The 25,614-nt window shown below is 42.9% G+C and carries 26 protein-coding genes; 23 read left to right on the forward strand and 3 right to left on the reverse strand.

All coding sequences use genetic code 11. The features are described 5' to 3' along the window. The first annotated feature begins 113 nt into the window (after positions 1-113). Entirely contained in the window at positions 114-1,490 is a 1,377-nt protein-coding gene (locus ENLAB_RS13120; RefSeq protein WP_244351505.1) for a CHAP domain-containing protein, read from the forward strand. Positions 1,491-1,660: 170 nt separating this feature from the next. Here ENLAB_RS13120 and ENLAB_RS13125 read toward each other — a convergent pair whose 3' ends face one another. Then, positions 1,661-3,799, reverse strand: a complete 2,139-nt coding sequence (locus tag ENLAB_RS13125) for a HelD family protein (protein ID WP_244351506.1) — start codon at positions 3,797-3,799, stop codon at positions 1,661-1,663. A 263-nt stretch (positions 3,800-4,062) separates the two neighbouring features. Here ENLAB_RS13125 and ENLAB_RS13130 point away from each other — a divergent pair, with 263 nt between their 5' ends. The 16 genes from ENLAB_RS13130 to ENLAB_RS13205 all read left to right on the forward strand — a co-directional run bounded on the left by ENLAB_RS13130 (position 4,063) and on the right by ENLAB_RS13205 (position 15,840). Continuing rightward, entirely contained in the window at positions 4,063-5,100 is a 1,038-nt protein-coding gene (locus ENLAB_RS13130) for an NADH:flavin oxidoreductase/NADH oxidase (protein WP_244351508.1), read from the forward strand. Positions 5,101-5,418: 318 nt separating this feature from the next. Then, positions 5,419-5,901 carry a PTS sugar transporter subunit IIA gene (locus ENLAB_RS13135; RefSeq protein ID WP_241508745.1) on the forward strand — a complete coding sequence of 161 codons (483 nt, stop codon included), beginning with the start codon at positions 5,419-5,421 and terminating at the stop codon, positions 5,899-5,901. After that, positions 5,898-7,301 carry a PTS fructose transporter subunit IIC gene (locus ENLAB_RS13140; RefSeq protein ID WP_195265998.1) on the forward strand — a complete coding sequence of 468 codons (1,404 nt, stop codon included), beginning with the start codon at positions 5,898-5,900 and terminating at the stop codon, positions 7,299-7,301. The genes ENLAB_RS13135 and ENLAB_RS13140 overlap by 4 nt, the downstream gene beginning before the upstream one ends. Before the next feature lie 53 nt (positions 7,302-7,354). Beyond that, a complete protein-coding gene (locus ENLAB_RS13145) occupies positions 7,355-8,221 on the forward strand; it encodes a ketose-bisphosphate aldolase (protein WP_195265997.1) in 867 nt (288 codons plus the stop codon). A gap of 67 nt (positions 8,222-8,288) precedes the next feature. Beyond that, entirely contained in the window at positions 8,289-8,993 is a 705-nt protein-coding gene (locus tag ENLAB_RS13150) for a DeoR/GlpR family DNA-binding transcription regulator (protein ID WP_016610590.1), read from the forward strand. Positions 8,994-9,149: 156 nt separating this feature from the next. Next, positions 9,150-9,467 carry a PadR family transcriptional regulator gene (locus ENLAB_RS13155; RefSeq protein WP_008377296.1) on the forward strand — a complete coding sequence of 106 codons (318 nt, stop codon included), beginning with the start codon at positions 9,150-9,152 and terminating at the stop codon, positions 9,465-9,467. A gap of 6 nt (positions 9,468-9,473) precedes the next feature. After that, entirely contained in the window at positions 9,474-10,307 is an 834-nt protein-coding gene (locus tag ENLAB_RS13160; RefSeq protein ID WP_081118392.1) for a DUF1129 domain-containing protein, read from the forward strand. A gap of 117 nt (positions 10,308-10,424) precedes the next feature. Further along, the gene (locus ENLAB_RS13165) at positions 10,425-11,369 is read left to right on the forward strand and encodes a tocopherol cyclase family protein (RefSeq protein WP_195265996.1); all 945 of its coding nucleotides are present in this window, start codon (positions 10,425-10,427) and stop codon (positions 11,367-11,369) included. Between the two features lie 78 nt (positions 11,370-11,447). After that, a complete protein-coding gene (locus tag ENLAB_RS13170; RefSeq protein ID WP_200125944.1) occupies positions 11,448-13,427 on the forward strand; it encodes a S9 family peptidase in 1,980 nt (659 codons plus the stop codon). A gap of 298 nt (positions 13,428-13,725) precedes the next feature. Further along, positions 13,726-13,878, forward strand: a complete 153-nt coding sequence (rpmG, locus tag ENLAB_RS13175; RefSeq protein ID WP_005225339.1) for a 50S ribosomal protein L33 — start codon at positions 13,726-13,728, stop codon at positions 13,876-13,878. A gap of 16 nt (positions 13,879-13,894) precedes the next feature. Then, on the forward strand, positions 13,895-14,164 hold the full coding sequence (gene rpsN, locus ENLAB_RS13180; RefSeq protein WP_077453549.1) for a 30S ribosomal protein S14: 270 nt from the start codon (positions 13,895-13,897) through the stop codon (positions 14,162-14,164). Between the two features lie 15 nt (positions 14,165-14,179). Continuing rightward, entirely contained in the window at positions 14,180-14,314 is a 135-nt protein-coding gene (locus ENLAB_RS13185) for a putative metal homeostasis protein (RefSeq protein ID WP_005237325.1), read from the forward strand. A 29-nt stretch (positions 14,315-14,343) separates the two neighbouring features. Continuing rightward, a complete protein-coding gene (gene rpmF, locus ENLAB_RS13190) occupies positions 14,344-14,514 on the forward strand; it encodes a 50S ribosomal protein L32 (protein ID WP_077453548.1) in 171 nt (56 codons plus the stop codon). 38 nt (positions 14,515-14,552) lie between these two features. Then, positions 14,553-14,948, forward strand: a complete 396-nt coding sequence (locus ENLAB_RS13195; protein WP_244351510.1) for a hypothetical protein — start codon at positions 14,553-14,555, stop codon at positions 14,946-14,948. 14 nt (positions 14,949-14,962) lie between these two features. Then, positions 14,963-15,370, forward strand: a complete 408-nt coding sequence (locus ENLAB_RS13200) for a NusG domain II-containing protein (RefSeq protein ID WP_005237322.1) — start codon at positions 14,963-14,965, stop codon at positions 15,368-15,370. Between the two features lie 302 nt (positions 15,371-15,672). Beyond that, positions 15,673-15,840, forward strand: coding sequence for a hypothetical protein (locus tag ENLAB_RS13205; protein WP_005237320.1), 168 nt, complete (start codon positions 15,673-15,675; stop codon positions 15,838-15,840). Between the two features lie 43 nt (positions 15,841-15,883). On the opposite strand, the gene ENLAB_RS13210 is transcribed toward ENLAB_RS13205, so the two are convergent. Further along, on the reverse strand, positions 15,884-16,489 hold the full coding sequence (locus ENLAB_RS13210) for a TetR/AcrR family transcriptional regulator (protein WP_005237309.1): 606 nt from the start codon (positions 16,487-16,489) through the stop codon (positions 15,884-15,886). Between the two features lie 174 nt (positions 16,490-16,663). On the opposite strand from ENLAB_RS13210, the gene ENLAB_RS13215 reads away from it, so the two are divergent. Together ENLAB_RS13215 and ENLAB_RS13220 are read left to right on the forward strand one after the other, a co-directional pair. Further along, positions 16,664-20,890 carry a 2-hydroxyacyl-CoA dehydratase gene (locus ENLAB_RS13215; protein WP_195265993.1) on the forward strand — a complete coding sequence of 1,409 codons (4,227 nt, stop codon included), beginning with the start codon at positions 16,664-16,666 and terminating at the stop codon, positions 20,888-20,890. A 198-nt stretch (positions 20,891-21,088) separates the two neighbouring features. Then, on the forward strand, positions 21,089-21,796 hold the full coding sequence (locus tag ENLAB_RS13220; RefSeq protein WP_005228765.1) for a GntR family transcriptional regulator: 708 nt from the start codon (positions 21,089-21,091) through the stop codon (positions 21,794-21,796). Between the two features lie 200 nt (positions 21,797-21,996). On the opposite strand, the gene ENLAB_RS13225 is transcribed toward ENLAB_RS13220, so the two are convergent. Next, the gene (locus ENLAB_RS13225) at positions 21,997-22,638 is read right to left on the reverse strand and encodes a YigZ family protein (RefSeq protein WP_081118399.1); all 642 of its coding nucleotides are present in this window, start codon (positions 22,636-22,638) and stop codon (positions 21,997-21,999) included. A gap of 110 nt (positions 22,639-22,748) precedes the next feature. On the opposite strand from ENLAB_RS13225, the gene ENLAB_RS13230 reads away from it, so the two are divergent. From ENLAB_RS13230 to ENLAB_RS13245, 4 genes are all read left to right on the forward strand, one after another. Continuing rightward, complete coding sequence (locus tag ENLAB_RS13230) at positions 22,749-23,042, forward strand: DUF7662 domain-containing protein (RefSeq protein WP_005237305.1); 294 nt, start codon at positions 22,749-22,751, stop codon at positions 23,040-23,042. 72 nt (positions 23,043-23,114) lie between these two features. Further along, positions 23,115-23,435 carry a PTS sugar transporter subunit IIB gene (locus ENLAB_RS13235; protein ID WP_005228768.1) on the forward strand — a complete coding sequence of 107 codons (321 nt, stop codon included), beginning with the start codon at positions 23,115-23,117 and terminating at the stop codon, positions 23,433-23,435. A 106-nt stretch (positions 23,436-23,541) separates the two neighbouring features. Then, entirely contained in the window at positions 23,542-24,852 is a 1,311-nt protein-coding gene (locus ENLAB_RS13240) for a DEAD/DEAH box helicase (protein WP_244351512.1), read from the forward strand. Next, positions 24,842-25,525: a ComF family protein gene (locus tag ENLAB_RS13245; protein WP_244351515.1), complete on the forward strand. Its 684-nt coding sequence runs from the start codon at positions 24,842-24,844 to the stop codon at positions 25,523-25,525. The genes ENLAB_RS13240 and ENLAB_RS13245 overlap by 11 nt, the downstream gene beginning before the upstream one ends. Positions 25,526-25,614: the final 89 nt, after the last annotated feature.

Here is a 25,614-nt window from a genome sequence, read left to right on the forward strand (position 1 = left end):
TATGGTAGAATTCATTTGTCGTTAAATCGAACATTAAACTTTCTTAGACAAAATTAAGTTTTTATAAAGGCAGTTCATCTGTCAAATCAACCAGCTAGTCGGAGGAAAAACGAGTGAAGAATAGTTTGTTATCAGCATTAATGGTGTGTTCACTAACATTAACCGCAGTTGCAGCACCTGCATTAGCATTTGCAGATTCCATTGATGATCAAATCGAGCAGCAAGACCAAAAAATCAATTCTCTTAAAGGTCAGCAAGCTGACGCCCAATCACAGATCGATTCTCTAGAAGCAGAAATTGAAACAGTGAGTGCAAAAGTTGCTTCATTAGAAGCAAAACAAGTTGAGTTAGGTCAAGAAGCTGAGAAATTGCAAGACAAAATCGCAACATTGAAATTGCGTATTGCCAAACGTGAAGAAGCAATCCAAAAGCAAGCCCGTGATGTACAAGTTAACGGTCAAAGCACCAATTTCATTGATGCTGTTTTAGAAGCAGACTCTTTAACGGATGTTATCGGTCGCGTCCAAGCGATGACAACGATCGTCAATGCGAACAATGATTTAGTTGAACAACAAAAACAAGACAAACAAGATGTTGAAGACAAAGTCAAAGAAAACGAAAGCAAGATCCAAGAAGTTGCTGCAAACCAAGCAGAACTTAGCCAACAAAAAGATGCCATTGCAGCAAAACAAGCTGATTTAAATGTCTTGAAAGCAAACTTAGCAGCTGAACAAGCAACTGCTGAAAAAGACAAAGATGCATTGAACAAGAAAAAACAAGAAGCAGAAGCTGAAAAAGCCCGTGTCTTGAAAGAACAACAAGAAGCTGCTGCTGCTCAAAAAGCAGAAGAAGAAAGACAAGCCGCTGCTTTGAAAGAAGCGCAAGAAGCTGCTGCTCAATCAACGGAAAGCACAACAGAGAATACAACTGCTTCTACTGAAACAGCAACAAGTAGTTCTTCAAGCAACACAAGCTCAAGCAGCAATACCAGCAGTTCTAACAGCTCAAGTTCATCGAACGCAGGCTCTTCAAACACTGGTTCAAGCAATTCAAGTTCAAATAACTCAGGTTCAAACTCTTCATCAAACAATAATTCTACCGGAAGTACTTCTACTGGCGGCGGAAAAGATCATTCAAGCTCAGGGAACATGTATGCTTGGGGTCAATGTACTTGGTACGTGAAAAACCGTGCTCCTTGGGTAGGTACTTACTGGGGGAATGGTGCACAATGGGGTGCGTCAGCTGCAGCTGATGGATACACTGTCAATGGTACACCAGCAGCCGGTGCCGTTGTAGTCTTTGCCGCTGGTCAATCAGTTGGTGGCGTTTGGACTGCTGATCCAACTTATGGTCACGTAGCCTATGTTGAATCATACAACCCATCAAACAATACGATCACGATCTCTCAAGGCGGAATGGGCTTTGACAGTCCTGGTGGACCAAACACTGCAACATTGAGCGCATCTGGATATACTTACATCCATCGCTAATCAAATCAAAAGCAAAGCATCAACGCAATCGCGTTGATGCTTTTTTATTTGATCGATAGCATTTTCAGTTCTTGATCAGTTAGGTGAGAGAATTACCCAGAGAGGCAAGACAGGGTTCTCTCAAATCTTATCAAGATTCTATAGAAGATAGGAGGTTTCTCGTTCTACTATCAAATAGTGAGAAACGGCGAAAAGGTTCCTTTTGAAGTTACCACCAGTTCTTCCATTGCCCGAGAAATCGCCGTATAGAGAATCCGTCGATCTTGATTGGTATGATAATTTTCTGCTGAAACATCATATAAAAGAACCTGCTTAAATTCCAATCCTTTGGCAAGATGAATCGGTAAAACCGTTCCATGAAATGACACGGCTTGTTTATCGAAGAACTGTTTAAGCTCCTCACTAGATCGACTATCTTTGGTGATGATCGTTACTGGCTGCTTAAGTTCCTTTACTATGTCTACTAACGAAACATCAGGCAGATTGGCATAAAACTGTGGCAACTTTCCTTCTGGTCGAACGGCAGAGATGTTTAAATTGGTTTCTTTTGGTAGCATTTGGGCAAATAACCGCGTGATTGCACCGCTAGACCGATAACTCGTAGTCAGCTGATACGTTTCGAGGGATTTCGCCTGTTGTTGAAACAACGTTTGGATTTCTGATACGGTGATGGCACTTGTAAAGATCGCCTGTTGCTGATCCCCCACGAGGGTAAAAGCGGTCATAGGAAAAAGACATAATAGAAACTGAATTTGTGCTGGCGTATAATCTTGGACTTCATCAATAAACAGATAGCGCAACGCAGGGACAGGTTGTTTTTCGGCAAGCAAATGACGAATCAGCAATAGACAAACGGTATAATCCAAACTAGCTGTTGTTTGTGTCAAAGTGATCTGTCCATGAGTAAAATAGTCGGCACTGTCTGCTAACAATCGTTTCGTATCAAACCAATTAAGGTCGTTGATTTGTTTGGAAATCGTTGCGTATTTTTTCTTCAGGAGGCGAAGGGCTGCTTTCTGAATTGTTTTTTCTGAATCATCCTTTAAAACTGTCCCTAATAGGGAGCGCTGTTCGTCTTCAGTCAAAGAACGAACTTGGTCGTGAACATTCGCTGCTAAGGCATTTTTTTGCAGTCGTTCCTCCCAAGCGTAAGCCAATTTCTTTTTGACTGCTTGGATGCGATCGCGCAAGGATGCCTGTTTCGGTGTCTCTTGGAAGAAAGTCTCGATCGTTTCTTCAGAAAAAAGGACGACATTTTTTCTTTTGATTGGTTTAAAATGAAGCACAAGTTCTTCAGGCAGCTGTTTGCTCAAGGATTGAAGAAAGCGGCTGAAGTCCGCACTGCGCAAAAGGTCGATTGCTTCACTGGGTGTTTGCTGAATGCGGTCAAAATACGCCTCTTCCGATTCTAAGTCAACGCTAGGAAATGTTTGGCAAAACTGCCGCATGGTCAGCGTCAATGGATTTTTTTCCCCGAGGGAAGGCAGCACTTGCGAGATATAATCAATAAACCGAGAATTCGGGGAGAGAATCAAGACATTCTCTGCGGTCATCTCTTCACGAAAATGGTACAGCAAAAAGGCGATCCGCTGCATGACAGCAGACGTTTTTCCGCTTCCAGCAACACCGTTGACCAGTAGGTTTTTATGCGCTAAGTCACGGATGATGACGTTTTGTTCGTGTTGGATCGAAGCAGTGATATCTTGCATTTTTTGGCTATTATTGGCTTCAAGGGCTGCCAGTAACACTTCATCTTGAATCGCCACTGAGGTATCAAAGGCTTGCTTCAAGTGATCTTTTTCGATAATAAATTGTCGGCGATGTTCAAGAGCGGCAGAAATCTTCTGATTGTTCACTTGATAAGAGACCGGGCCCAAGCGTTTGGCATAGAACAATTCGGCAATTGGGGAGCGCCAATCATAGATTAGCCCTTCCTTATTTTCATTAACAAAACCATTGATCCCAATGTAAAAATCTTCTATCGTTTCTTCATCTTCAAATTGTAGGGAGATTTTACCAAAGTAGGGACTATCCAGTAGACGGTCGATGGCAGCTAATTCACGTTCAGCAGATTGAAGAGCGGCGTTCATTTGGTCGATCTCACGATTCTTACTTTCGATGGCAGCAAAAGTATCTAAACGGTCAGCAAAATTATCAAAGTTTAAGCGAATCTCTTCGCCGATGCTTTGCATCGCAAGGCGATCTTTTTTTCTGTCTTCAGTCAAGAAACTGCTCAGCACTGTCTTTCGTGTCAGCAATTGCTGGTACGTGTCTGCGAGATGCTTCTTTTCAGCCTTTAGGTCGTTCATTCAGACTCACATCCATTCTCCAAAGTATCTCAATTATACGAGCATCCACCAAAAATACTAGTCTATTTTTTTGTCTCTGGATGCGGTATAATAATAGTGGGAAGAGGCAGCTGATTGTTCCAATGTCATGGGAGCAAGCAGAATGCGTCTATTTTTTTGTTTTTAAAATGAGAAAAAGGGTCATTGCTTGTGTTTTTGAAGGGGCTGTTTATACTGAATATAGAGAAAAATAGAAAGCGAAAAATCGTTGAGGGAGTGTCAGCATGTCCAAATTATTGTCACCAGTGAAGCTAGCGAATTTAGCATTGGCCAACCGTGTCGTTATGTCGCCGATGTGTATGTATGAAGTAAAAAAAGAAGACGGTGTTGCGGAGCCCTTTCATTTTGTTCACTATGGGGCACGAGCATTAAGCAAAGTCGGCTTGATCATTATTGAAGCGACTGCCGTTGAACCAGACGGACGAATCACAAACAATGATCTAGGGCTATGGAATGAAGAGCAGCAAACCGAGCTGACGAAATTGGTGGAACTGCTGCATGGGTTCGATGCGCAAGTAGGCATCCAACTAAGCCATGCAGGACGAAAAGCAGTTGATGCCAGCAATCCTTTGGCACCAAGTGCCGTTGCCTTTAACGAACGCTACCCGTTACCGTCAGAAATGACCCTGGCGGAGATCAAACGGGTGCAAGATAGTTTTGTTCAGGCTGCCCAACGAGCAGCCAATGCGGGTGTCACGATGATCGAACTTCATGGGGCTCATGGCTACTTGATGGACCAATTTCTTTCGCCTTTCGTCAATCAACGCACCGACCAGTATGGTGGTTCTTTAGAGAATCGCTATCGCTTTGTAAAAGAAACGGTACAAGCAGTTCGGGCAGTCTTTTCTGGGTCCTTGTGGATGCGCTTGTCACTGACAGACTATGAAGAACCAGGACGCCAAAATTCGTTGGAAGATTGGCAGCAAGTGGCCCAATGGCTGCAAGCAGATGGCGTTGATTGTCTTGATTGCTCAACCGGTGGTGTGGTGGATAAAAAACCTAATATTCCGATCTATGATGGCTACCAAGTGCCCTTTGCTGCAGCTATCAAGCAAGTGGTCGATATTCCCGTAGCAGCAGTCGGTTTATTGGATAATCCTGATCTTTGCGAGTATCTTTTGCAAACCAATCAAGTGGACTTGGTTTTACAAGGCCGCGCGTTGATCAGAAATGTCAACTGGTTGGCAGAGGCAGCGGCTAAACTTCACGATAAGTCCTTTCAAGCGTACAATGATTCCTATCAACGTGGGGTGAAGCGTTGATATATGTTTTATTACATGAGCGTTGATTCGAAAGAATGACTTGTAAGTGTAGAGATCGGGAATGGAAGAAAAGTAGAGATTTACTTACGGTTCTTCTTTTAAAAATTTTTTAGTATAGGTTAGGTATTAATCGAAATAAGAGAACAATGGACGATGATTTGTCGTTCTTTGTTCTTTTTTTGACTTTTATAGATCATTTTTATGAACGTATTCCACTTTTTTTCGTCTATTTGCATTAAATAGCTCATAGTATTGAACTGTTTAGTTCACGATGGTATAGTTTAGGCAAGTTTTCGAAAACGATTACAAAAAATGGAGGTGTTGAAATTGGATATCGGTCAACTGATTAATGAACGATTCATTTTATTTGACGAGCAAATTCGGACAAAAGAAGAATTGTTTACTCAAGCATCTGTTTTATTCGAGTCCTCAGGAGTTATCAGTAATATAAAGAAGTACAAAAACGATTTATTTCGTCGCGAGAAACAAACCTCTACTGGGATTGAAGATCATTTTGGTATTCCTCATGCAAAAAGTAAGGCAGTACTAAGGCCTGCAATCGCCTTCGTAAAGTCGAGTCCAATTACTGATTATCAAGCAATTGACGGAACGGCAGTCACCTATTCTTTTGTCATCGCAGTACCTGAAAAGAGTACTGACGATCATTTAATCATCTTAAGCAATCTCGCACGATTGTTGATGCACGAAGGATTTCGAAATGCAGTAAAGAAGGCAAAAGACGCCTCAGATATTATTAATAATATTCAATCAAATCAATCAGAAAAGAGGGAACCTGTATGAAAATTGTCGGTATTTCTGCTTGTCCGACTGGAATTGCGCATACGTATATGGCTGCTGAAAAACTGGAAAAAACGGCAAAATCATTGGGATATACAATCAAAATCGAGACACAAGGTGTAAAAGTCGAAAACATTTTGAGTACAGAAGAAATTCAACAGGCAGAGGTTGTCATTTTAGCGGTTGACAAAGAAGTACAGACCGACCGATTTGCTGGAAAAAAAGTTAAAAGAGTGTCAACCGCAAGAGCAATCAGAGAACCAGAAAAAGTAATTCAAGAGGCAATTGATGGGGTAGAAGTGACCACGATTGCCCAAGCCGAACATGCTTCAAACGAATCTGGAAAGAAAGCTGGCATTTATAATCATTTCATGAATGGCGTTAATTACATGTTGCCTTTGGTTATTGCCGGTGGAATTTTAATTGCGTTTAGTTTTGCTTTTGGGATCAATGCAGCTGATCCTAGCGATCCTTCATACAATCAAATTGCCGAAGTTTTAAGCACGATTGGTGGGAATACGGCTTTTGCATTGATGGTTCCTGCACTTGCAGCAGGAATTGCCACTTCCGTTGCAGGTAGACCGGGCTTTGCCGCTGGTTTGGTTGCGGGAACGATGGCGGCAAGTGGAGGATCTGGTTTTTTAGGTGGAATGGTTGGTGGTTTACTCGCTGGGTATGCTACGGATTATTTAGCGAATAAAGTAACAGTAGCAAAATCATTTGCGGCACTCTATCAGTTGATTATTGTTCCTTTGATCTCAGTTGCTGTGACTGGCTTTGCCATGTTTTATTTCATTGATAAACCAATCTCTTATGTATTGGATGCTTTGACGAATTGGCTTAATGGACTTGGTTCTACGAGTGGTGTGGTATTCGGCTTACTGATAGGCATTATGATGGCAGCTGATATGGGCGGTCCCATCAATAAATCGATTTCAACCTTTAGTATTGGTTTGATGTCGGCAGGAGTTAATGCACCAATTGCGGCTTGTATGGCTGCCGGGATGACACCTCCTCTAGGCATTGCCTTGGCTTCTATCTTGTTTAAGCAAAAATTTACTCAAGAAGAACGAACTTCTGCTCAGTCTTGCTGGGTTTTGGGATTATCTTATATTACTGAAGGTGCGATTCCATTTGCTGTCGCTGACCCATTACGAGTAATACCTAGTTTGATGGCAGGTTCAGCAACCGCTGCTGCAATATCAATGGGTGTCGGCGTAACTTCATTAGCTCCACATGGTGGTATCTGGATCTTACCGATTCCCAATGTATTGAACAATCCGTTGATGTATGTCGTGGCAATCGTTTCTGGAACGGTGGTTACAGCATTGATGTTAGGGTTTTTGAAAAAATCTAGAACTGAAATGGAACACCAACCAACCGATGAAGGAAAACTGATTTAGAAACTATTTATAGGTTAAATCGAAACGAATCAAAAGAAAAGAGGAATGTCACAATGTTAATGACAATGAAAGAATTACTTGCTGTAGCAAAAGAACATAAATTTGCTGTTCCAGCATTTAATATTTGCAATTTTGATATGTTAAAAGCAATCATGGAAGAAGTTGAGGCACAGGATGCACCAGTCATTTTAGAAATTCATCCTGATGAGATCGAATACTTAGGAGATTGTTTCATAGCGACAGTGCGGGAGTACGCATTAAAAAGTAAGGTACCAGTCGTTATTCATTTGGATCACGGGGGATCAATCTACGATGTCATGCGCGCGATCCGTAATGGCTATACCTCGGTGATGATCGATGCATCATTAGCCGATTACGAAGAAAATAAAAAAATCACGAAAGAAGTTGTTGAACTGGCACATACGGTTGGTGTCAGCGTTGAAGCAGAAATTGGTACGATTGGGAACAACGGCTCCGCAGAAGGGGGAGCTGCAGAAATTATTTACACAGATGTCGACCAAGCCGAAGACTTTGTACGCGCTACCGGCATTGACACCCTTGCCATTGCGATCGGAACGGCTCATGGGTTGTATCCAAAAAATATCACCCCTAAACTGAACATCGATTTGTTGAAAAAGTTGAACGATCGTATTGCTTTACCATTTGTATTGCATGGTGGGTCAGGAAACCCAGATCATGAAGTGCGAGAGTCTGTAAAATATGGCGTATGCAAAGTAAATCTTAGTTCTGATTTGAAATCCGTATTTTTTGATTCAGTCAGAAACGTATTGACGGAAAACCCTGCTATGTATGAACCAAATCAAGTATATGTACAACCAATAGAAGATGTGAAAGCTGTTGTACGCCATAAATTGACACTGCTGAATACGGTTGACAAAGCAAGTTTTTATCAGAGATAATAAAGGAAATGATTGATTGGCACAGGATTAAATTGTTGGGAATTTCTTTTTTTAAAGGAGTTTATGTATGGGGAAAGCAAAAGATGAGCGTAAGCAGAAAATCATGATGTATTTAAATGAAACGAAATTTGCTTCTCTGGGGGAATTAGTTGAATTCTTACATTATAGTGATGCTACGGTCAAACGCGATCTGATTGAACTGGAAAACGAAGAACAAATCAGACGTACCCGAGGTGGTGCTATGCTGATCGATTCAGAGAAGGTCGATGCGGCTTATCTGACAAAAGTGGGGAATTATGTCAATGATGAAGAAAAACGCAGAATTGCAGAACGTGCAGTGACGTATATTGAGGACGATATGACCATTTTCGTAGACAGTTCTAGCACAGCTTTGCACCTGATCCCTTACCTGAAAAAAATTCATGGGTTACGAGTGGTAACCAATAGTGTGCTAACTGCCGCACTACTATCGGAACATACTGCTGCTGAGGTGACCATCGTTGGCGGGACGGTAACGAACAAAAAGTTTACCGTTAATTCAGTTACAGCAGTCAACCAGCTCAGGACCTATCATTTTGATCTTGCGCTTCTCTCTTGTAGGGGATACGATGAAGAAAAAGGAGCCACTGAGAATACTGAAGGGGAAGCAGTATTTAAACAGGTATTGAAAGACTGCACCGAAAAAATTATTCTAATGGTTTTAGAATCAAAGCGGAATAAAGTATATTTTTACAAGAGCCTCTTACCCGAGGATATCGATATTGTCATCTAGAAAAAAAGCATCGAGTTTGTCAAAAACGGTCTTATTTAAAAGGCCGTTTTTATTTTCACTACTAGTATGCTTTACAAACTAGTGACAAATACGTATACTAGGTACAACACTAGTTTGTATAACAAACTAGATAAAGGGAACCAAAGGAGGGAAATCGTGAAAGAGACGCAATTGCTAAAAGGGGTTTTGGAAGGGTGTGTTTTGCAAGTGATTGCTCAAAAAGAGATTTATGGTTATGAACTGGTACAGGAACTGAAGCAAAGAGGCTTTGAAACGATCGTTGGCGGCACGATCTATCCTTTGCTGCAGAAGTTGGAAAAACAAGAACTTATTACCTCTGAGATGAAAAAATCACCTGAAGGACCTGATCGCAAGTATTTCTCGATCACCCCGAAAGGCATAGACTATTTGGCACAATTTAGAGAACAATGGACGAACCTAATGAAGAAAGTCGAAGGATTATTTAAGGAGTGAGGAAACATGGCAAATAAACAAGAGACGACCTATTGGCGAGAGCAAACCAATCTGATCGAGCAACAATTCAATGAGAAAAATCGCCAATTTTTTGATGATTTTCGAAGCTACCTCTTACTTTCCAGCCTTTTTTACGATGAGCATAAAGTCACAGAGCAGGTATACGCGATTGCAATGGATTTATTAGAAGCACAAACTCATGGAGAAGAGGCGCAACACTATTTTGGCAATGATCCGAAAGGGGTGGCAGATGAACTATTGGCAAACACGCCAAAGAGTAATCTCAAAGAGCGTCTCAAATTGGCGTATCTAGCGGTTGGCATCAGTTGGGGCATCAAGTTTATAGCTGATTTTACGAAACAAGGGCCACTGGTTCTCAACCTGCTGGATTATCTTTTGACAGGATTGGTAACTGTGTTAGCGGTCATCGGGATTTTTGCGATCATCAGCAAAACCATCTATCAAAAGAAGGGCACAAGCAAGGTGATTCGTTTCGGCTCCCTTTGGCTCGTTGTGAGTGGCTGGATTGGTCTTTCACTGTTGATCAATCTGCTGACCCCAAACTGGTGGCTCCTGACGATCGTATTTCCTTTTGATGTAGTATTGGTGGGCAGTTTGCTGGTAGCGGCAATCGTTTTTGTTGTATCACGCAAAGAAAAAGCTTTTTATCCGATCGTTTTTCTACTGGGGGTATTTGTGTTGCTTGGTTGCCTGCAAAAAACCATGGCATTTTATCACATTGGTGATCCATCCTGGATGACCGGCGGATGTTTGACACTGCTCGTTGTAGGGTTTCTAATTTTTCTCTGGTGGACCCGTCGAGTGATGAAAGAGCAATAAGCAAAGCCAGAAACAAGTGTCTTGCTTGTTTCTGGCTTTTTTACATGGACAAAAGCATTATCCTGAGGAATCTTTCTGCTTCATGCTACACTAAAAAAGAAACGGAGGGAAATCAAGATGTTGACAACAGATCGGTTCTTTCACGGCCACGACAAGCAGACCGCTTTTTTTGAAGGCTGGTACCATAAGCACCAAATCGGTGAAGAAGTCTATGCTTTTATTCCAGGTCTTTCGATTCAAGAAGACGGGACCAAAGAAGTGTTCATTCAAGTGATCAATCACGAAGGGGCGCATTACTTTTCCTTTCCAGAAACTGATTTTCAGGTTTCAGAAGAGGAGCGAAAAGTAACGATTGGTGACAATATCTTTAGTGAAGCAGGCATCCAAGTCTCTTTAAAAAATAACGAACTTCAAGTACAAGGGTCAGTAAAGTATAACGACCACAAACCGATTCAGCGGACACGTTATGCGCCGAGTATCATGGGGCCTTTTTCGTATCTGTCATTTATGGAGTGCTACCACGGTGTCTTGAGCATGAGTCATACCTTAGAAGGTACGCTGTACTGGAACGAAGAACCAATCGATTTTACGAACGGGATCGGTTATTTGGAAAAAGATTGGGGAACCTCCTTTCCAGCAGCTTATATTTGGGTTCAGTGCAACAGCTTTGATGCGCCAGATGTTCGGTTCTTTTTCTCCGCAGCCGACATTCCCTTTGCTGGTTTTGCTTTTTTGGGAACGATTTGTGTTCTGCAAGTCGGCAGCCAAGAATATCGTTTTGCTACTTATCATGGTGCAAAGATTCATGATGTCAAACGCACGGAAGACCGTTTAGTGATCCATCTCAAACAAAAACAGTGGCTGCTGACGATCGAAGTTTTGACGAAAGAAGGCCATTCGTTGTTAGCACCTTCTATTGGACAAATGAATCGGATCATTCGCGAAAGCGCCAGTACGGAAATCACCTTGACCCTTTTAGAAAATGGGCAAGAGATCTTAAGGCAGACAGGGAAGTCGGCTGGTTTTGAAGAAGTAGCGAATTTGCGAGGATTTCACTATTAAAAAATGCAGAAAAATTGGTTTCTTTTGATATACTAGTAGATAGTTACTGCGAAAATACGTATATTTGGAGGGAAATGAATGGAAAAAATAACGAATGAGACACTGTTTGAACTGAAAACGATTGCGCAGCCTGCAGTGGGGCAAAATCAGGTTTTTTACTTGGAAACGGCAGTCAACCAAGAGACCAATACGTATGATTCAGCGATTTATAGTATTGACGCAAAGACCAACGAACGGCGTGAGTGGGGCACAGAAGCGACAACCCACAACAACCTAAAGGTCTCGCCAGATGAGCAAAGGCTCAGTTTTGTGACGACCGATCCAAAAAAAGGTGAAAGTACGTTATGGACGATGCCAGTGTCAGGCGGCAAGCCCCAAGCACTTGTCACTGAGAAGGGTCTGGGGGACTATTTTTGGAAGCAAGACGCAACGGCTATCTATTACCAGCTGGCACAAGAAGAGACAGTCTCAGAGGATCAAGCTGACAAAGAAAAGACGGACAAGCAAAAGGAATTTCCACAAGTAAAAGTTACTACGAAAGTCAATTACTTGGCGGATGGCGTCGGCTTTTTAAAAGAAAAAAAACATGCCATCGTCAAAAAAACGATTGTGACACAAGAAACGGAACTGATTTTTGAGCATGATTCTCCCTTTGTTTTTTCTGGCATCGCGGATGATCAGAAGACGTTGTTCCTCACCTTTGACAAAGAGGAAGAAGATGAATGGGACTATGGCTCGAAGGTTTGTCTCCTTGATAGCCAGACGAAAAAGACAGAAAGTTTAGAAAACATCCTGCCAGAAGGAACGTATGCTTTTGCTGCAGCGCGCAATGATCAGCTATTACTATTAGGCAATGATCTTTCCTATGGTTTTGTGACCTTGGATGATTTGTTTTTGGTCGACTTAAAAACAAAAGCGGTCAAAAATCTTTCCCAAGATCTTGACATCGCTTTTGGCAATGCGATCATCAGTGATTTTCAACAAAAAAATCGCGGCGTAGCGATCACCTGGTTGACGGATGACACATTCCTTGTTCCCGTAACGGAGCATGGCAAGCTACAATTGTACCGCGCCTCGATCCAAGGAGAATGGACCAAACTGCTTGATGAAAAAATGGATATCCTTGATGCGGCGATCTATTCGGAAGCCAAACTTGCTGTTGCTTATGCGACGCCAACGATCCCTAGTCGTTTAGGCTTGATTGACTTAACAAGTGGCGAAGTAACCGATCTATACGATCCCAACCAAGCAGTTATGTCACAGTTAGCGATCAGTAAACCCGAAGCATTTTGGTACGAAGGAGCAGATGGTTGGCAAATTCAAGGCTGGTATTTACCCCCGACCGAAACACAAGAAAGTCATCCAGCAATTTTGTACATCCATGGCGGTCCGCAAGTCTGCTACGGCGAAACATTTTTCCACGAGATGCAAGTCCATGCCGCTAACGGCTATGGGGTCATCTTGTTGAACCCTCGTGGCGGGCAAGGGTACGGGCAGACGTTTGTCAAATCGATTTTAGGTGATTATGGCAATAAAGATTATCAAGACCTATTGTTGGGGGTTGATGCCGTGGTGGCAAACCATCCAGAAATTGATACGAACACGATCCATGTAGCTGGCGGCAGCTATGGTGGCTTTATGACCAACTGGATCGTTGGCCATACCGATCGTTTTTGTGCAGCAGTTACGCAACGCTCGATCTCAAATTGGATCAGCTTTTATGGGACGAGCGACATTGGACCTGCCTTTGTCAAATTCCAATTGTTGCGGGAACTTGATGCGATCGAAGGACTTTGGAAGATGTCGCCTTTGGCCTATGCCAGCCAAGTCAAGACACCTACACTAGTCCTCCATGGGGAAAATGATTTGCGGTGTCCGCAAGAACAAGGTCAGCAGTTTTACATGGCGTTGCAACGTCAAGGCGTCGATACGAAGCTGATGCTGTTTCCTCAATCCTCTCATGGCTTATCACGCAATGGCTTGCCAAACCTGCGGATAGAACGCTTGCAGGCGATCAGTGAATGGCTTGCATCACATGAGAACAAATCAGTAAATTAACCGAATGAAATCACCTGATAAAGGATCACGACTTGGGCTTCTTGAAAAGCCCGACCAATGATTCCTTAAAGATCAGGTGATTTTTTTGCGCGATCAAAAGTTGCAGGTTCCTGTTATCTTGCCGCCAATAACAGCGACGATTGAAACCAAATTCATATGACGTTTTCTTCACTTGTTAAATAACAAAAAGAAGAAATAGTTTTGCTTGCTTCCTGTGTTTTAGTGTGATATGATACAAAACGTAATCGTTACACTTTAACTTTTTTTGGTGTGACGCAAGAGAAAGGAGCTGGTTATTATGAGAAACAATATTATTTTGGCATGTGTGGAGACAGGGGAAAGACTTTATTTGACCAATAAGAACCAGCGCAATACGCCGGAACGTTTAGAATTAAAAAAATATTCACCAAAGTTGCGGCGCAGAGCGATTTTTCGTGAAATCAAGAAATAGGAAGGAAAATAACTGAATGGCAAAAAAATCAAAAATTGCAAAATACAAAAAACAAGTACAACTGATCGAACAATACCGAGCAGTACGTCAAGAACTAAAAGCGCAAGGAGATACCCAAGCATTGGCCAAACTACCGAAGGATTCGAATCCGACTCGTTTGAAAAAACGGGATATGATCGATGGTCGTCCGCGCGGCTACATGAATAAATTCGGCATGTCACGGATCAATTTCCGTAAGCATGCACATCTCGGAGAAATTCCCGGCGTTACAAAAGCAAGCTGGTAACAGAAAGGAGTCAATATGGAAAAAACGGACTTGTCTAGTGCGTATCGACGTTTAAAGAGCCCGAACATCAAAACAAGGAAACGCGCATTAAAAATCATTCATGAATTTAAACGAAACAAACGAAAGAATGCATTGCAGCTGCGTGCATAATGAAAAAGTGAAAGAAAGTTGGAAATGACATGGCAGTACCTGCAAGAAAAACATCAAAAGCAAAAAAGAATAAGCGTCGGACCCACTATGGTGTCAAAGCACCAGCGATTTCGTTTGATGGGACAACAGGAACCTTCAAGCGCAGCCACCATGTATCTTTAGCAGAATATAAAGAACAGCACCCAATTGAAAAGAACTAGCGCCGTCTTATGACGCCGTCCAGAAAGCAGGGGGAAAAATGGAGATCATCTATCCGTCATTGATTGAAGAAGCCTACCATCATAGTAAAAAATTTCATCCTGAGATCACCAAAGAGGCCATCTATCGCCATTTTTACGAAGCCGGCTTGATCAAAGAAAACGGCGATCCGACGGAAAAAGCCTTGTCAGAAGGGGTCGTTAAAGATTATACTGAGGACTGGGATCTTACCTTTGAAGCGTTTTTAGCGATCTATCCGGTTTTTCGGTCCTTTGATCCAAAGCATTTCAAAAAAATCAATCATTTTTGGGAAATGGATTTGGCTTTGCAAAAAAAAATTCTTGACCAATGGGAGCAAGAAACCTTCACAGAGGAAGAGATCATTGATTTAACTGCCTTTTTTGAAGAGCGATTACCTTCCGAAAATGAACAGTGAAAGGCGTACATGTGATGAAAAAGACGATCCAGCCATTTTTAAAACTATTAAAGCCCTATGATTATCTATTGTTTGTTCTATTAGTTGTTGGCTCTTTTTTACCGCTTTTTCTATTTGAAGCGCAAGCCCAAAGTGATACTGGGGATCGTTATGCGATCGTGCGAATCAATGGGGAAGAGGTTGACCGTTTCAACTTGGAAGAAATCGATGCGATGGAAAAAACGTATTATCCAGCAGAAGGTCAGTACAATATCGTCGAGATCAAAGATGGTGCGATCCGAGTGCGTGAAGACAATAGCCCCGACCAAATTGCTGTCAAAACCAGCTGGATCTATCGCAATGGGCAGACGAGCATTTGCCTGCCTCATAAGCTGGTGATCGAGATCAAGCAAGCCGGTGCTTCTGACTATTTGATTTATTAATCGAACTTCGTGGTAGTTGGAAACTACACTATTTTGTGTTGGTGGGAAATCGTTGGATTTTCTACTGACACTTTTTTATTGAAAATAGAAAATAAGTGCGTCTAACTGGAGGCAATCTGTTGAACAAATCCTTTAAACCTAGAAAAACAGTTCAGCATTACGAAGTATTGGTTGTGTCTAAATCGCTTGTCCAATAAAGAGGAACGAAAACCCTAAAAATCCTTTTTTATGAAGGGCTATAAGTTGAAGATTTTTTTTATTTGCGATAGGCTATTAGTAAAGCATTCGGGAGATGAAAACACATGAAATTTAAATTGAATCTAAAAGAAAAAGTAACGGAAGTTGCAGAGCATGTCTATGATGTGGTGAAAAAGGAAGATTATGCGATTCGTGTGGCTCCAAAAGGAATCAAAGTAACGAAACAGCGCAAGACGAAAGACACGATCAAATGGCGTTCAAAGAATCACTAATTGAGGAATAAAAAAGAAACTGCATATTCGCAGCTTCTTTTTTTTATTCCTCAATCTCAATCCCCAAGACAGTCAGGTGGCCGTTTGCCACCAGTTTGATGACAAGTTTTGCTAGATGGTCGGGTGTCATCGTTGTTTCTGCCGTTAGCCACCAATGCAAGGTACCAACAAATATCGAGGTCATATAGTCAATGATGAAGTCTAAGGGCACTTCAATGTCTCCTTCGGTGATTCTTAACGTTGAAAAGATCTCTTGGTAACGTTCAGTCAAAATCAGGCCCAACTTTTTACGGATGATCTCAATGGCAGAGGCATCCATGATCGTCAAATAAAAGGAACGATTGTTTTGAATGTGTAAAAAAAGTTCGGTCATGGCCGCTTCGATTTTGCGGATTTTGATGCGATTGCCTTGAACAAAATCTTCAAAATCAAGAATCGCGGTAAATGATTCGACAGCCAAGTCAAATATCTTTTCATACAAGTCTTGTTTGTCTTTGTAATGGGCATAAAAGGTTGCACGGTTGATCATGGCTTCATCGGCGATATTTTGGACAGTCACTTGCTCGAAGCCTTTTTCTTCCACTAAGCGGATAAAAGCTTCAATAATGTACTTATTGGTTCGTTTGACACGTAAATCCAATTTTTTCATATTGTGAATTTCCTTTCAAAATAAACAACAAAAAACGGGTAATTGTTGTTTATCCCACACCTTCCTTAGAATTGTTTGTTGAATTATCAATCAAAAGAATTACAATGAACATAAGTATTATAACAAACGGCTTGTTAGATAATCAACAAAGTGTTGTTTAGATGGAGGCAACAAATGAAAAAATATAAAGCGGGTATCGATGTCGGGTCGACAACAGTCAAGATGGTTCTGTTAGATGAAGGCAATCAAACGTGTTTTTCAAGGTATGAACGGCACTATGCAGATATCCAGAAGGCAGCGGAAAAAATCATTAGAGAAGCGCAAGAAGTGATCGAAGATCAGCCGCTGGCGCTGGCGATTACCGGATCGGGTGGGATGGGTCTGGCGGAAGTTTTGCGGATCCCATTTGTCCAAGAGGTCATCGCTTGTACCAAAACAGTTGAGACAATGATTCCCGAAACCGATGTGGCTATCGAGTTAGGCGGCGAAGATGCGAAGATCACCTTTTTTGAAGGGGCATTGGAGCAGCGAATGAACGGCAGTTGTGCCGGTGGAACGGGTGCGTTTATTGATCAGATGGCGGTTTTATTGAAAACGGATGCCAATGGGGTCAATGAACTAGCCAAAGATTATCAAACTCTTTATCCGATTGCCTCACGCTGCGGGGTCTTTGCCAAAACCGATGTGCAGCCGCTGATCAATGAAGGAGCGGCAAAAGCAGACATTGCGGCGAGTATCTTTCAAGCGGTGGTCAATCAAACGATTGCTGGCTTGGCTGCTGGTCGTAAAATCAAAGGCAAGGTAGCCTTTCTAGGTGGACCGTTGACGTTTATGTCGGAATTGCGTCAACGATTTATCGATACGTTGAACCTGCAAGAAGCAGATATCATTTTTCCCGAGAACCCAGAACTGTTTGTGGCGATGGGGGCTGCACTATATGCAGAAGAAGAGCAACAGCTTTCCGTGCTATTAGCCCGCTTAGCCAACGGAGAAGATGGCAAACTCGCGCCAACTGATACATTAGCCCCATTGTTTAAAGACGAGGAGGAATTGACTGCTTTTCGTGCTCGCCATGCTCAAGCGGTGGCCACAGAAAAAGCGTTGTCTGAGCATACAGGCGCTACATATCTAGGCATCGATGCAGGATCAACCACAACGAAAGTGGTTTTGATCAATGATGCAGGGGAATTATTGTTTTCTTTTTATGGCAATAATGAAGGCGAACCGTTAGCGACAACGATGGCGGTTTTACAAGAGCTTTATTGTCAGATGCCTTCTGATGTTTACATCGCAAAGTCAACGATCACAGGTTACGGCGAGCATTTGATCAAACATGCACTGAAAGTCGATATCGGTGAAGTGGAAACGATGGCCCATTACAAAGCTGCCGAACATTTCCAGCCGGGGGTTGATTTTATCCTCGATATTGGTGGGCAAGACATGAAGGCGATGACGGTCAAAGATGGCGCGTTATCTTCGATTCAATTGAATGAAGCCTGTTCCTCAGGATGCGGCTCCTTCATTGAGACCTTTGCCAAATCTATGAATCAGGATGTCAAAGAATTTGCGTTGGCAGCGACAAAAGCCCAAGCACCGGTTGACCTTGGTTCGCGTTGTACCGTCTTTATGAACTCAAAAGTGAAACAGGTCCAAAAAGAAGGGGCTTCTGTTGGCGACATTTCAGCCGGCTTGTCTTACTCGGTCATAAAAAATGCTATTTATAAAGTGATCAAGGTTCGGCGACCTGAAGACCTCGGCGAGAAAATCGTCTGCCAAGGAGGGACTTTCTATAACGAAGCGGTTCTGCGCGCGTTTGAATTGATCAGCGGCCGTGAAGTCGTTCGACCATCGATCGCCGGTTTGATGGGGGCATATGGAGCTGCTTTGATCGCTTTAGAAGAAGCAGCCCTTGACGATGTTAGTACGTTGTTGTCTCAGGCAGAAATGGCCGATTTCCAAGCAGAAAAAGAATTTACGAATTGCGGTCTATGCGAAAACAATTGCTTGTTGACGGTGACCCTCTTTTCTGACGGTCGAAAATTCATAACCGGGAATCGCTGTGAACGTGGTGCGCGAATCAAAATCAAGAAAGAAGACCGCAGAATCAATCTTGTAGATGAAAAATATCGCCGCTTGTTTAAGTACCGTTCCTTACGTAAAAAAGAGGCCGTCCATGGCGAAATCGGTCTACCAAGAGTATTGAATCTTTATGAAAATTATCCGCTTTGGCATACCTTTTTCACCAAGTTAGGGTTTCGAGTAAGCTTGTCGCCACGTTCCAACAAAGAACTATATGAGCAAGGGATCGAAACGATTCCTAGTGATACGGTTTGTTACCCAGCCAAACTAGCCCATGGACACATCCAAGCACTGATCGATCAAAACGTACCGTTGATATTTTATCCAGGGGTCATTTTTGAGCGATTAGAGAACACTGCCGCTGAGAATCATTTTAACTGTCCGATTGTGCAAAGCTATCCAGAAGTGATTCGTAACAACGTCGATGCGATTCGTGAAGGGGCGGTTGACTACCGCTGTCCGTTTTTGAATTTGGCGGATGAAGCCTCAATGGTCAAAACTTTAACGAGTACTTTTCAAGATTTTGGTTTTGTAGAAGAAGAAATTGCCCAAGCCCTACGCAGCGGTTTCGAGGAGCTGGACCAGTTCAAGGCAGATATTGCGCAACGGGGAGAAGAAACGCTACGTATGCTGATGACGACCAATCAAAAAGGGATCGTTTTATCTGGAAGACCGTATCATTTGGACCCTGAAATCAACCATGGGATTGCAGAAGTCATTACCCAAGAAGGCTTCCATGTATTGACTGAGGACAGTATTGCTCATTTAGCAAATGTCGGCGCTCTGCGGGTTGTGGATCAATGGGTCTATCATTCGCGATTGTATGCGGCAGCTCGAGTGGTCGCGAAAAACAAACAATTAGAACTGGTTCAATTAAACTCATTCGGTTGCGGGATCGACGCAGTCACTACTGATCAAGTCGAAGAGATTATGGCGCAGTATGGGAAGTTATATACGGTGTTGAAAATCGATGAGGGAGCGAACCTTGGGGCAATCCGGATTCGGTTGCGTTCCTTGAAAGCAGCAGTCAACGAACGGGACAAACAGCACTTTGTTCCTAAAAAGCAATACGAGGAACCGGCAAAGATTATTTTTACCAAAGAGATGCGCAAGCAGCACACGCTCTTATTGCCGATGTTGAGTCCCATCCATCAAAGCGGGTTAGTCGATTTGGCTTTGCAAGCTTCTGGGTATCAAGTGGTCTGTCTACCTAGTGAAGATCGTGAGGCGGTCAATGTCGGTTTACGCTTTGTCAATAATGATGCGTGTTATCCGGCGATCATTTCCATTGGACAGCTAGTGGAAGCATTGCAAAGCGGAAAATATGATGTTGAAAATACCAGTGTTTTGATGACCCAGACGGGCGGCGGGTGTCGTGCAACGAACTATATTCCTTTGTTACGTAAAGCACTGAACGATGCAGGATTCCCACAAGTGCCGGTGGTATCTATTTCGATGGGCAACACCGGGGTTGAATCAAATCCGGGCTTTCGCTTTACCTTACCGATGATGAAGCGTTTGGCGGTGGCATTTTTATACGGAGATCTCTTTGAACGGGTCGTTTATCGCACCCGTCCGTATGAGCAAGAAGCAGGGGCTGTCGATCGGCTCCATCAAGAATGGCTGGAAAAAATTGCCAAAAACGTTCGTAATGGCTCCTTCAGTCTGTTTAATCGCAATATGAAAAAAATCATTCAAGCCTTTGATCAAGTTCCCCTAACAGATATCAAGAAGCCGCGTGTCGGAGTCGTGGGAGAGATTTTAGTGAAATATTCACCGACAGCTAATAACGATGTCGTTCGCCTGTTAGAAGCAGAAGGAGCGGAAGCGGTCGTACCGGATATTGTCGGCTTTATGAATTATTCCCTTTACAATCAGATTTGGCGCTACGAGCATTTGGGGATGGCGAAGAAAAGTAAAATGATCGCTGATTTTGCGATCATGGCGATTGAAAGGCTCCAAAAACCGATGGATAAAGCACTGCGGGCGTCAACGCGTTTTGATGGTATCCATTCGATCCATCAGCTTGCGGAGCAAGCGAGCGAGATTGTTTCCATCGGCAATCATACGGGAGAAGGCTGGTTCTTGACCGGTGAGATGATTGATCTGTTGGAAAATGATGTCAACAATATCATTTGTCTGCAACCATTTGGCTGCCTGCCTAACCATGTAGTAGGAAAAGGTGTTATGAAAGAATTACGTCGTCAATACCCACAGGCGAACATTGCAGCGATTGATTACGATCCAGGTGTCTCGATCGTCAATCAATTGAATCGTATCCGCTTGCTGATGGCCACTGCTAATAAAGCGCTGGCTGAATAAATTCCCAAGTCAGCGACCGAACCAATTTAAAAGCAAAGAAACTGCTCTTGTTTGGACAATTTGTGATAACTTCTTTTTCTGCCTATAAAATCGGGAAAGAATTCGCACAAATTGAGAAAAACAGAGCAGTTTTTGCTTTTTTTATTAGCTATTTAGGTATATACCAGTTATAATAGGAGGGGAACGGAGGAATGTGTAGTGGTGGAAAAATTACCTGTTTATATCCAGATTCATGATCAAATTAAAGCCAATATTGAAAACAATACATACAAAATCGGGGATCGTCTGCCTTCAGAACGGGAGTTGTCGAAACAATTCGGCGTGAGTCGCATGACGTTGCGACAAGCGATCCAAACCTTAGCAGATGAGGGGATTCTTGAGCGTAAAATCGGTTCCGGCACTTATGTGGCTCGCCAAAAAGTACAGGAAAAAATGACGGGCACGACGAGTTTTACCGAAATTATGAATTCTCTTGGTCGTAAGCCTTCTAGCAAAGCGGTCGCTTATTTCTTAACTGCACCTAGCTCCAGTGAAATGGAAAAGCTGCAATTAGAAGGTCACGAAACGATTTTACGGATGGAGCGGATTCGGTATGCGGATGATGTGCCGATCTGTTTTGAAGTCGCGAGTATCCCTGAAAAGTTTATTCATGACTTTAGCAAGGAGGAGATCATCTCTTCCCTCTATAAAGTGTTGGAAGAAAAAGGACAGCGGAAAATTGGCGGCGCTTCGCAAACGATCTCAGCCATGGTCGCTTCCGAGCAAATTGCTGATTACTTACAGATCAAACGCGGCGATGCGATTTTACGTATGCGGCAAATCACTTCATTTGAAGATGGTCAACCATTTGAATACGTGCGTACCCAATATGTTGGTAATCGTTTTGAATTTTATATGGAAAAATAACCTGTCTCTTCCAATTGGCAACAAAAAGCCCAAAAAAGCCGAAAGGACCCTACGAGCGTATCTGCTGTTGCTTAGCGTCGCTGGGTGTATGACCGTTTCGGCTTTTCAAATATTTGGGCTTCCTGCATTGGTTGTAGCAAACTTGGCAGCGTCCTCCTTGAGGAAAAGAGCACACACTGGAAGGTCTTTAGTAAGCTGGCTTACTCTATTGACTGCTCGATCAAGCGTTCTACATATTCGGTAGTCCCTCTGGTCAATTGCACTTGACCTTGTAGCAAATCGATCAGAGCGGCTTCTTGGTCGGCAAGTACTGCTTCAGGAATCATTAAGGTGACAACGATTTTCTCCGTATAAGCAATATCTTTTATATAGATATTCTGAAGTTCTAAGTAGTTTTGGAGCTTGCCTAAAAGGGGATACTCGATGGTCAAGGCAAGTTCTTGATGCAAAATACCCTCGACGATGCCTACCTCTTTGATTCCAGCAGAGGCCGAACTTGAATAAGCGCGAATCAATCCACCAGCACCCAGTTTCGTTCCACCGAAGTAGCGAGTAACAACGGCGATCACATTGATCAGTTCGTTTTTCTTTAACACTTCTAAAATAGGTACCCCAGCGGTGCCGCTAGGTTCACCATCATCACTGCTGCGTTGGATCTCATGGTTTTCACCCAATACATAGGCGCTGCAATGATGATTTGCCTTCCAATGCTCTTTCTTGAGGGCTTGAATAAACGCTTTGGCTTCGTCTTCTGATTGAATTCTTTTTAATGAACAGAGGAAACGCGATTTTTTGATTTCTATTTCTGTTTCTCCGTCTTGTCGAATCGTTCGATAAGTCACGCGTACGATCGCCTCCTTTATGTTTCTAGTATAGGCAATCGGAAGGAAAGTTACAAATAGAAGAAAGAAACAGGTACGAACATAGACCCTAAAAAGAGGAGGCATTTGCTTTGGGTAGACGCAAAAAGTACGATACGATCACTCACTATTTAAAGAACAACGGCGGTTCGCAAATCACCTTAACGTTTACGCAGTTTGATGAATTTCTTTTCCCCGCATCCGGTTTGCCCAAAAGTGCCCGCACCAGTAGCGATTGGTGGGCGAATGATTACCGCCATCCAGAAAATGGGGCGTATGCGTGGCTGAATGCCGGCTACGAGGTAGTCCTCGTCAATTTAAAAAAAGAGTATGTCGTTTTTAATCGTTTAGTAAAATCAAACTGGTTGCTGGATAGAAAGCGTTGACAAATTTCAAACTTGTTCTATACTAGAGATAGGAAATGTTATCTTATTCTTAAAATTCAAGGAGTGTTCGATATGGCGAAAAAAACAATTATGTTAGTTTGTTCTGCAGGAATGAGTACAAGCTTATTAGTAACAAAAATGCAAAAAGCAGCTGAAGCAAAAGGATTAGAAGCAGATATTTTTGCAGTTTCCGCATCAGAAGCAGATCAACATTTAGAAAGCAAAGACGTAAATGTTTTATTATTAGGACCACAAGTTCGTTTCATGAAAGGCGATTTTGAGAAACGTCTAGCGCCAAAAGGAATTCCATTAGAAGTAATCAACATGGCAGATTACGGCATGATGAACGGCGAAAAAGTCTTAGATCAAGCCTTGACATTGATCGGCGAATAAGCAAGACCTGCTTTTGAAGCAAACAAGAAATCTGTAATCGGTTCAAGTACTTTTCAAAAAGTACTTGAACCGATTTTTTTGCGTACTTAAAACTGAGGTGTATGTTATGACTAATCAAAAAGGAAGACAATTTTTTGTTTTAGATGAAACAATGAGTGTAGGAAAACCCTTTGATTCTCGACCGGCAATGCTCGAGCAGGGGAAGAGAATCGTTTGTCAGCGTTGCGGATCTTCCCACCACAAGCCGTCGGTGCAATTACCGATAGGCAGCTATTACTGTCCAACTTGTATTCGCTATGGTCGGATCACATCAGGTGGCCAACTTGTAATTCAACAAACGGATCTTCCAGCCTTTGATCACAAGATCGTTTGGCCAGGAGTGTTGACTTCGTTTCAGCAAAAAATTTCTCAGCAACTAGTAGCAAATTGTCGACAAAAGAAATCATCTCTTGTTTGGTCAGTCACGGGTTCAGGGAAGACCGAGATGATCTTTGAAACGATCCGCCACGTACGGCAAGAAGGTGGTCGTGTGGCGATCGTCTCGCCACGGATCGATGTCTGTCGTGAACTGTTCCCCCGGATTCAACAAGCGTTCCCACAAGAGGAAAGCCTGCTCCTTTATGGGGAATCAGAAGAACCTTATCGTTATACAACGATCCTTATTGCCACCACTCATCAGCTACTGCATTTTTATCGCAGCTTTCAACTGATCGTGGTAGATGAGGTAGATGCATTTCCCTACGAAGGCGATGCGCAGCTGCGTTACGGATTATACAATGCCTTGGCAGAAAACGGGTGTCTGATCTATTTAAGTGCGACGCCTTCAGAACGGCTGCTACAAGAAATTCGTGGAAAATTCGCTGTGTTGAAAATGCCGCTGCGGTTTCATCAGCGTCCGCTGATCGTTCCCAAACCTATTCAATATAGCCGCTGGGCGCAGGCTTATCGCAAAAAACGTTGGCTGCGACCATTGCTACAGCACTTGCAGCGGTTGGTTAAAAAAAACTTTGTCTTGGTATTTTGTCCAAGTATTCAGCTGATGAAGGAAATGGAATGGGCTGTCCGCAGGCAAGAAGCATCATGGCTCATCACTAGTGTTTCTTCACAAGATGAAAAACGGATGGAAAAAGTCCAATCGGCACGCAGCCAAGTGTACAAGGTGTTGTTTACAACGATGATTTTAGAACGAGGCGTAACGTTTGAAAATGTCTCAGTGGTGGTACTGGGAGCCAATCATCCAGTCTTTACAAAATCGGCGTTAGTACAAATCGCTGGCCGTGTCGATCGCAAAGGTGCGTTTACAGAAGGAGAAGTCATTTTTTTCTACGACCAAATGACAGAAGCGATCCGTCAAGCAATTAAAGAAATCAATGAGATGAACCAATTAGCAAGGAGCTGGTTGACTGATGGAGTGTAGTTGGTGCCAAATATTTTTTCCAAGAGAGATAACGATCATTGAGCTGTTGGCTCCTTGGCGCATCCCCGAAAAAGAATTATGTCCACAATGCGCTCAGCGATTTACCGTGATCGATTGGCAAAGCTGCTGCCCAACATGTGGCAAAAAAGATACCATTTCCTGCCGTGACTGTCTCTTTTGGGCGAAAACCTGTCCCATGATCCATTTGCAGCATCGGGCACTGTTCGCTTACAATCAAGGGATGAAGGCGTGGATTCACGAATACAAATTAATGGGAAACTATCAGTTGCGGGAGACCTTTGCTGCGGCCATCAGACAAAAGATCAACAACTTTGAATACGATTGTTTGATACCCATCCCGCTATCGGCAGAACGTTACCAGCAGCGAGGGTTTAATCAAGTGACCGCTGTGCTGGACGCAGCCGGAGTCAAGTCGCAAGAATGGCTGGATAAAGTGGTTGATACCGCACCACAAGCTCAACGTTCTCGCAAGCAACGATTAGAGGAGACCCAACCTTTTGCGGTGAAGCCAGATGTAGCATGTGAAATCAAAGGGAAAAAATTATTGTTGATCGATGATGTTTACACTACCGGTAGAACGTTATATCACGCAGCTGAAGCATTGCAGACCTTTGCCCCCCAGTCGATTCGATCCTTTTCCTTTGCCCGTTGAATCGTTATTTTGAAAACGCTTAAAGAAAATTGTTCGATTTACTAGGCAAATGACCAAGAGTTCGATATAATAGAGTTAAGAAGAAGAAA

Source organism: Enterococcus innesii, from assembly GCF_022846515.1.
Lineage (GTDB): Bacteria > Bacillota > Bacilli > Lactobacillales > Enterococcaceae > Enterococcus_D > Enterococcus_D innesii.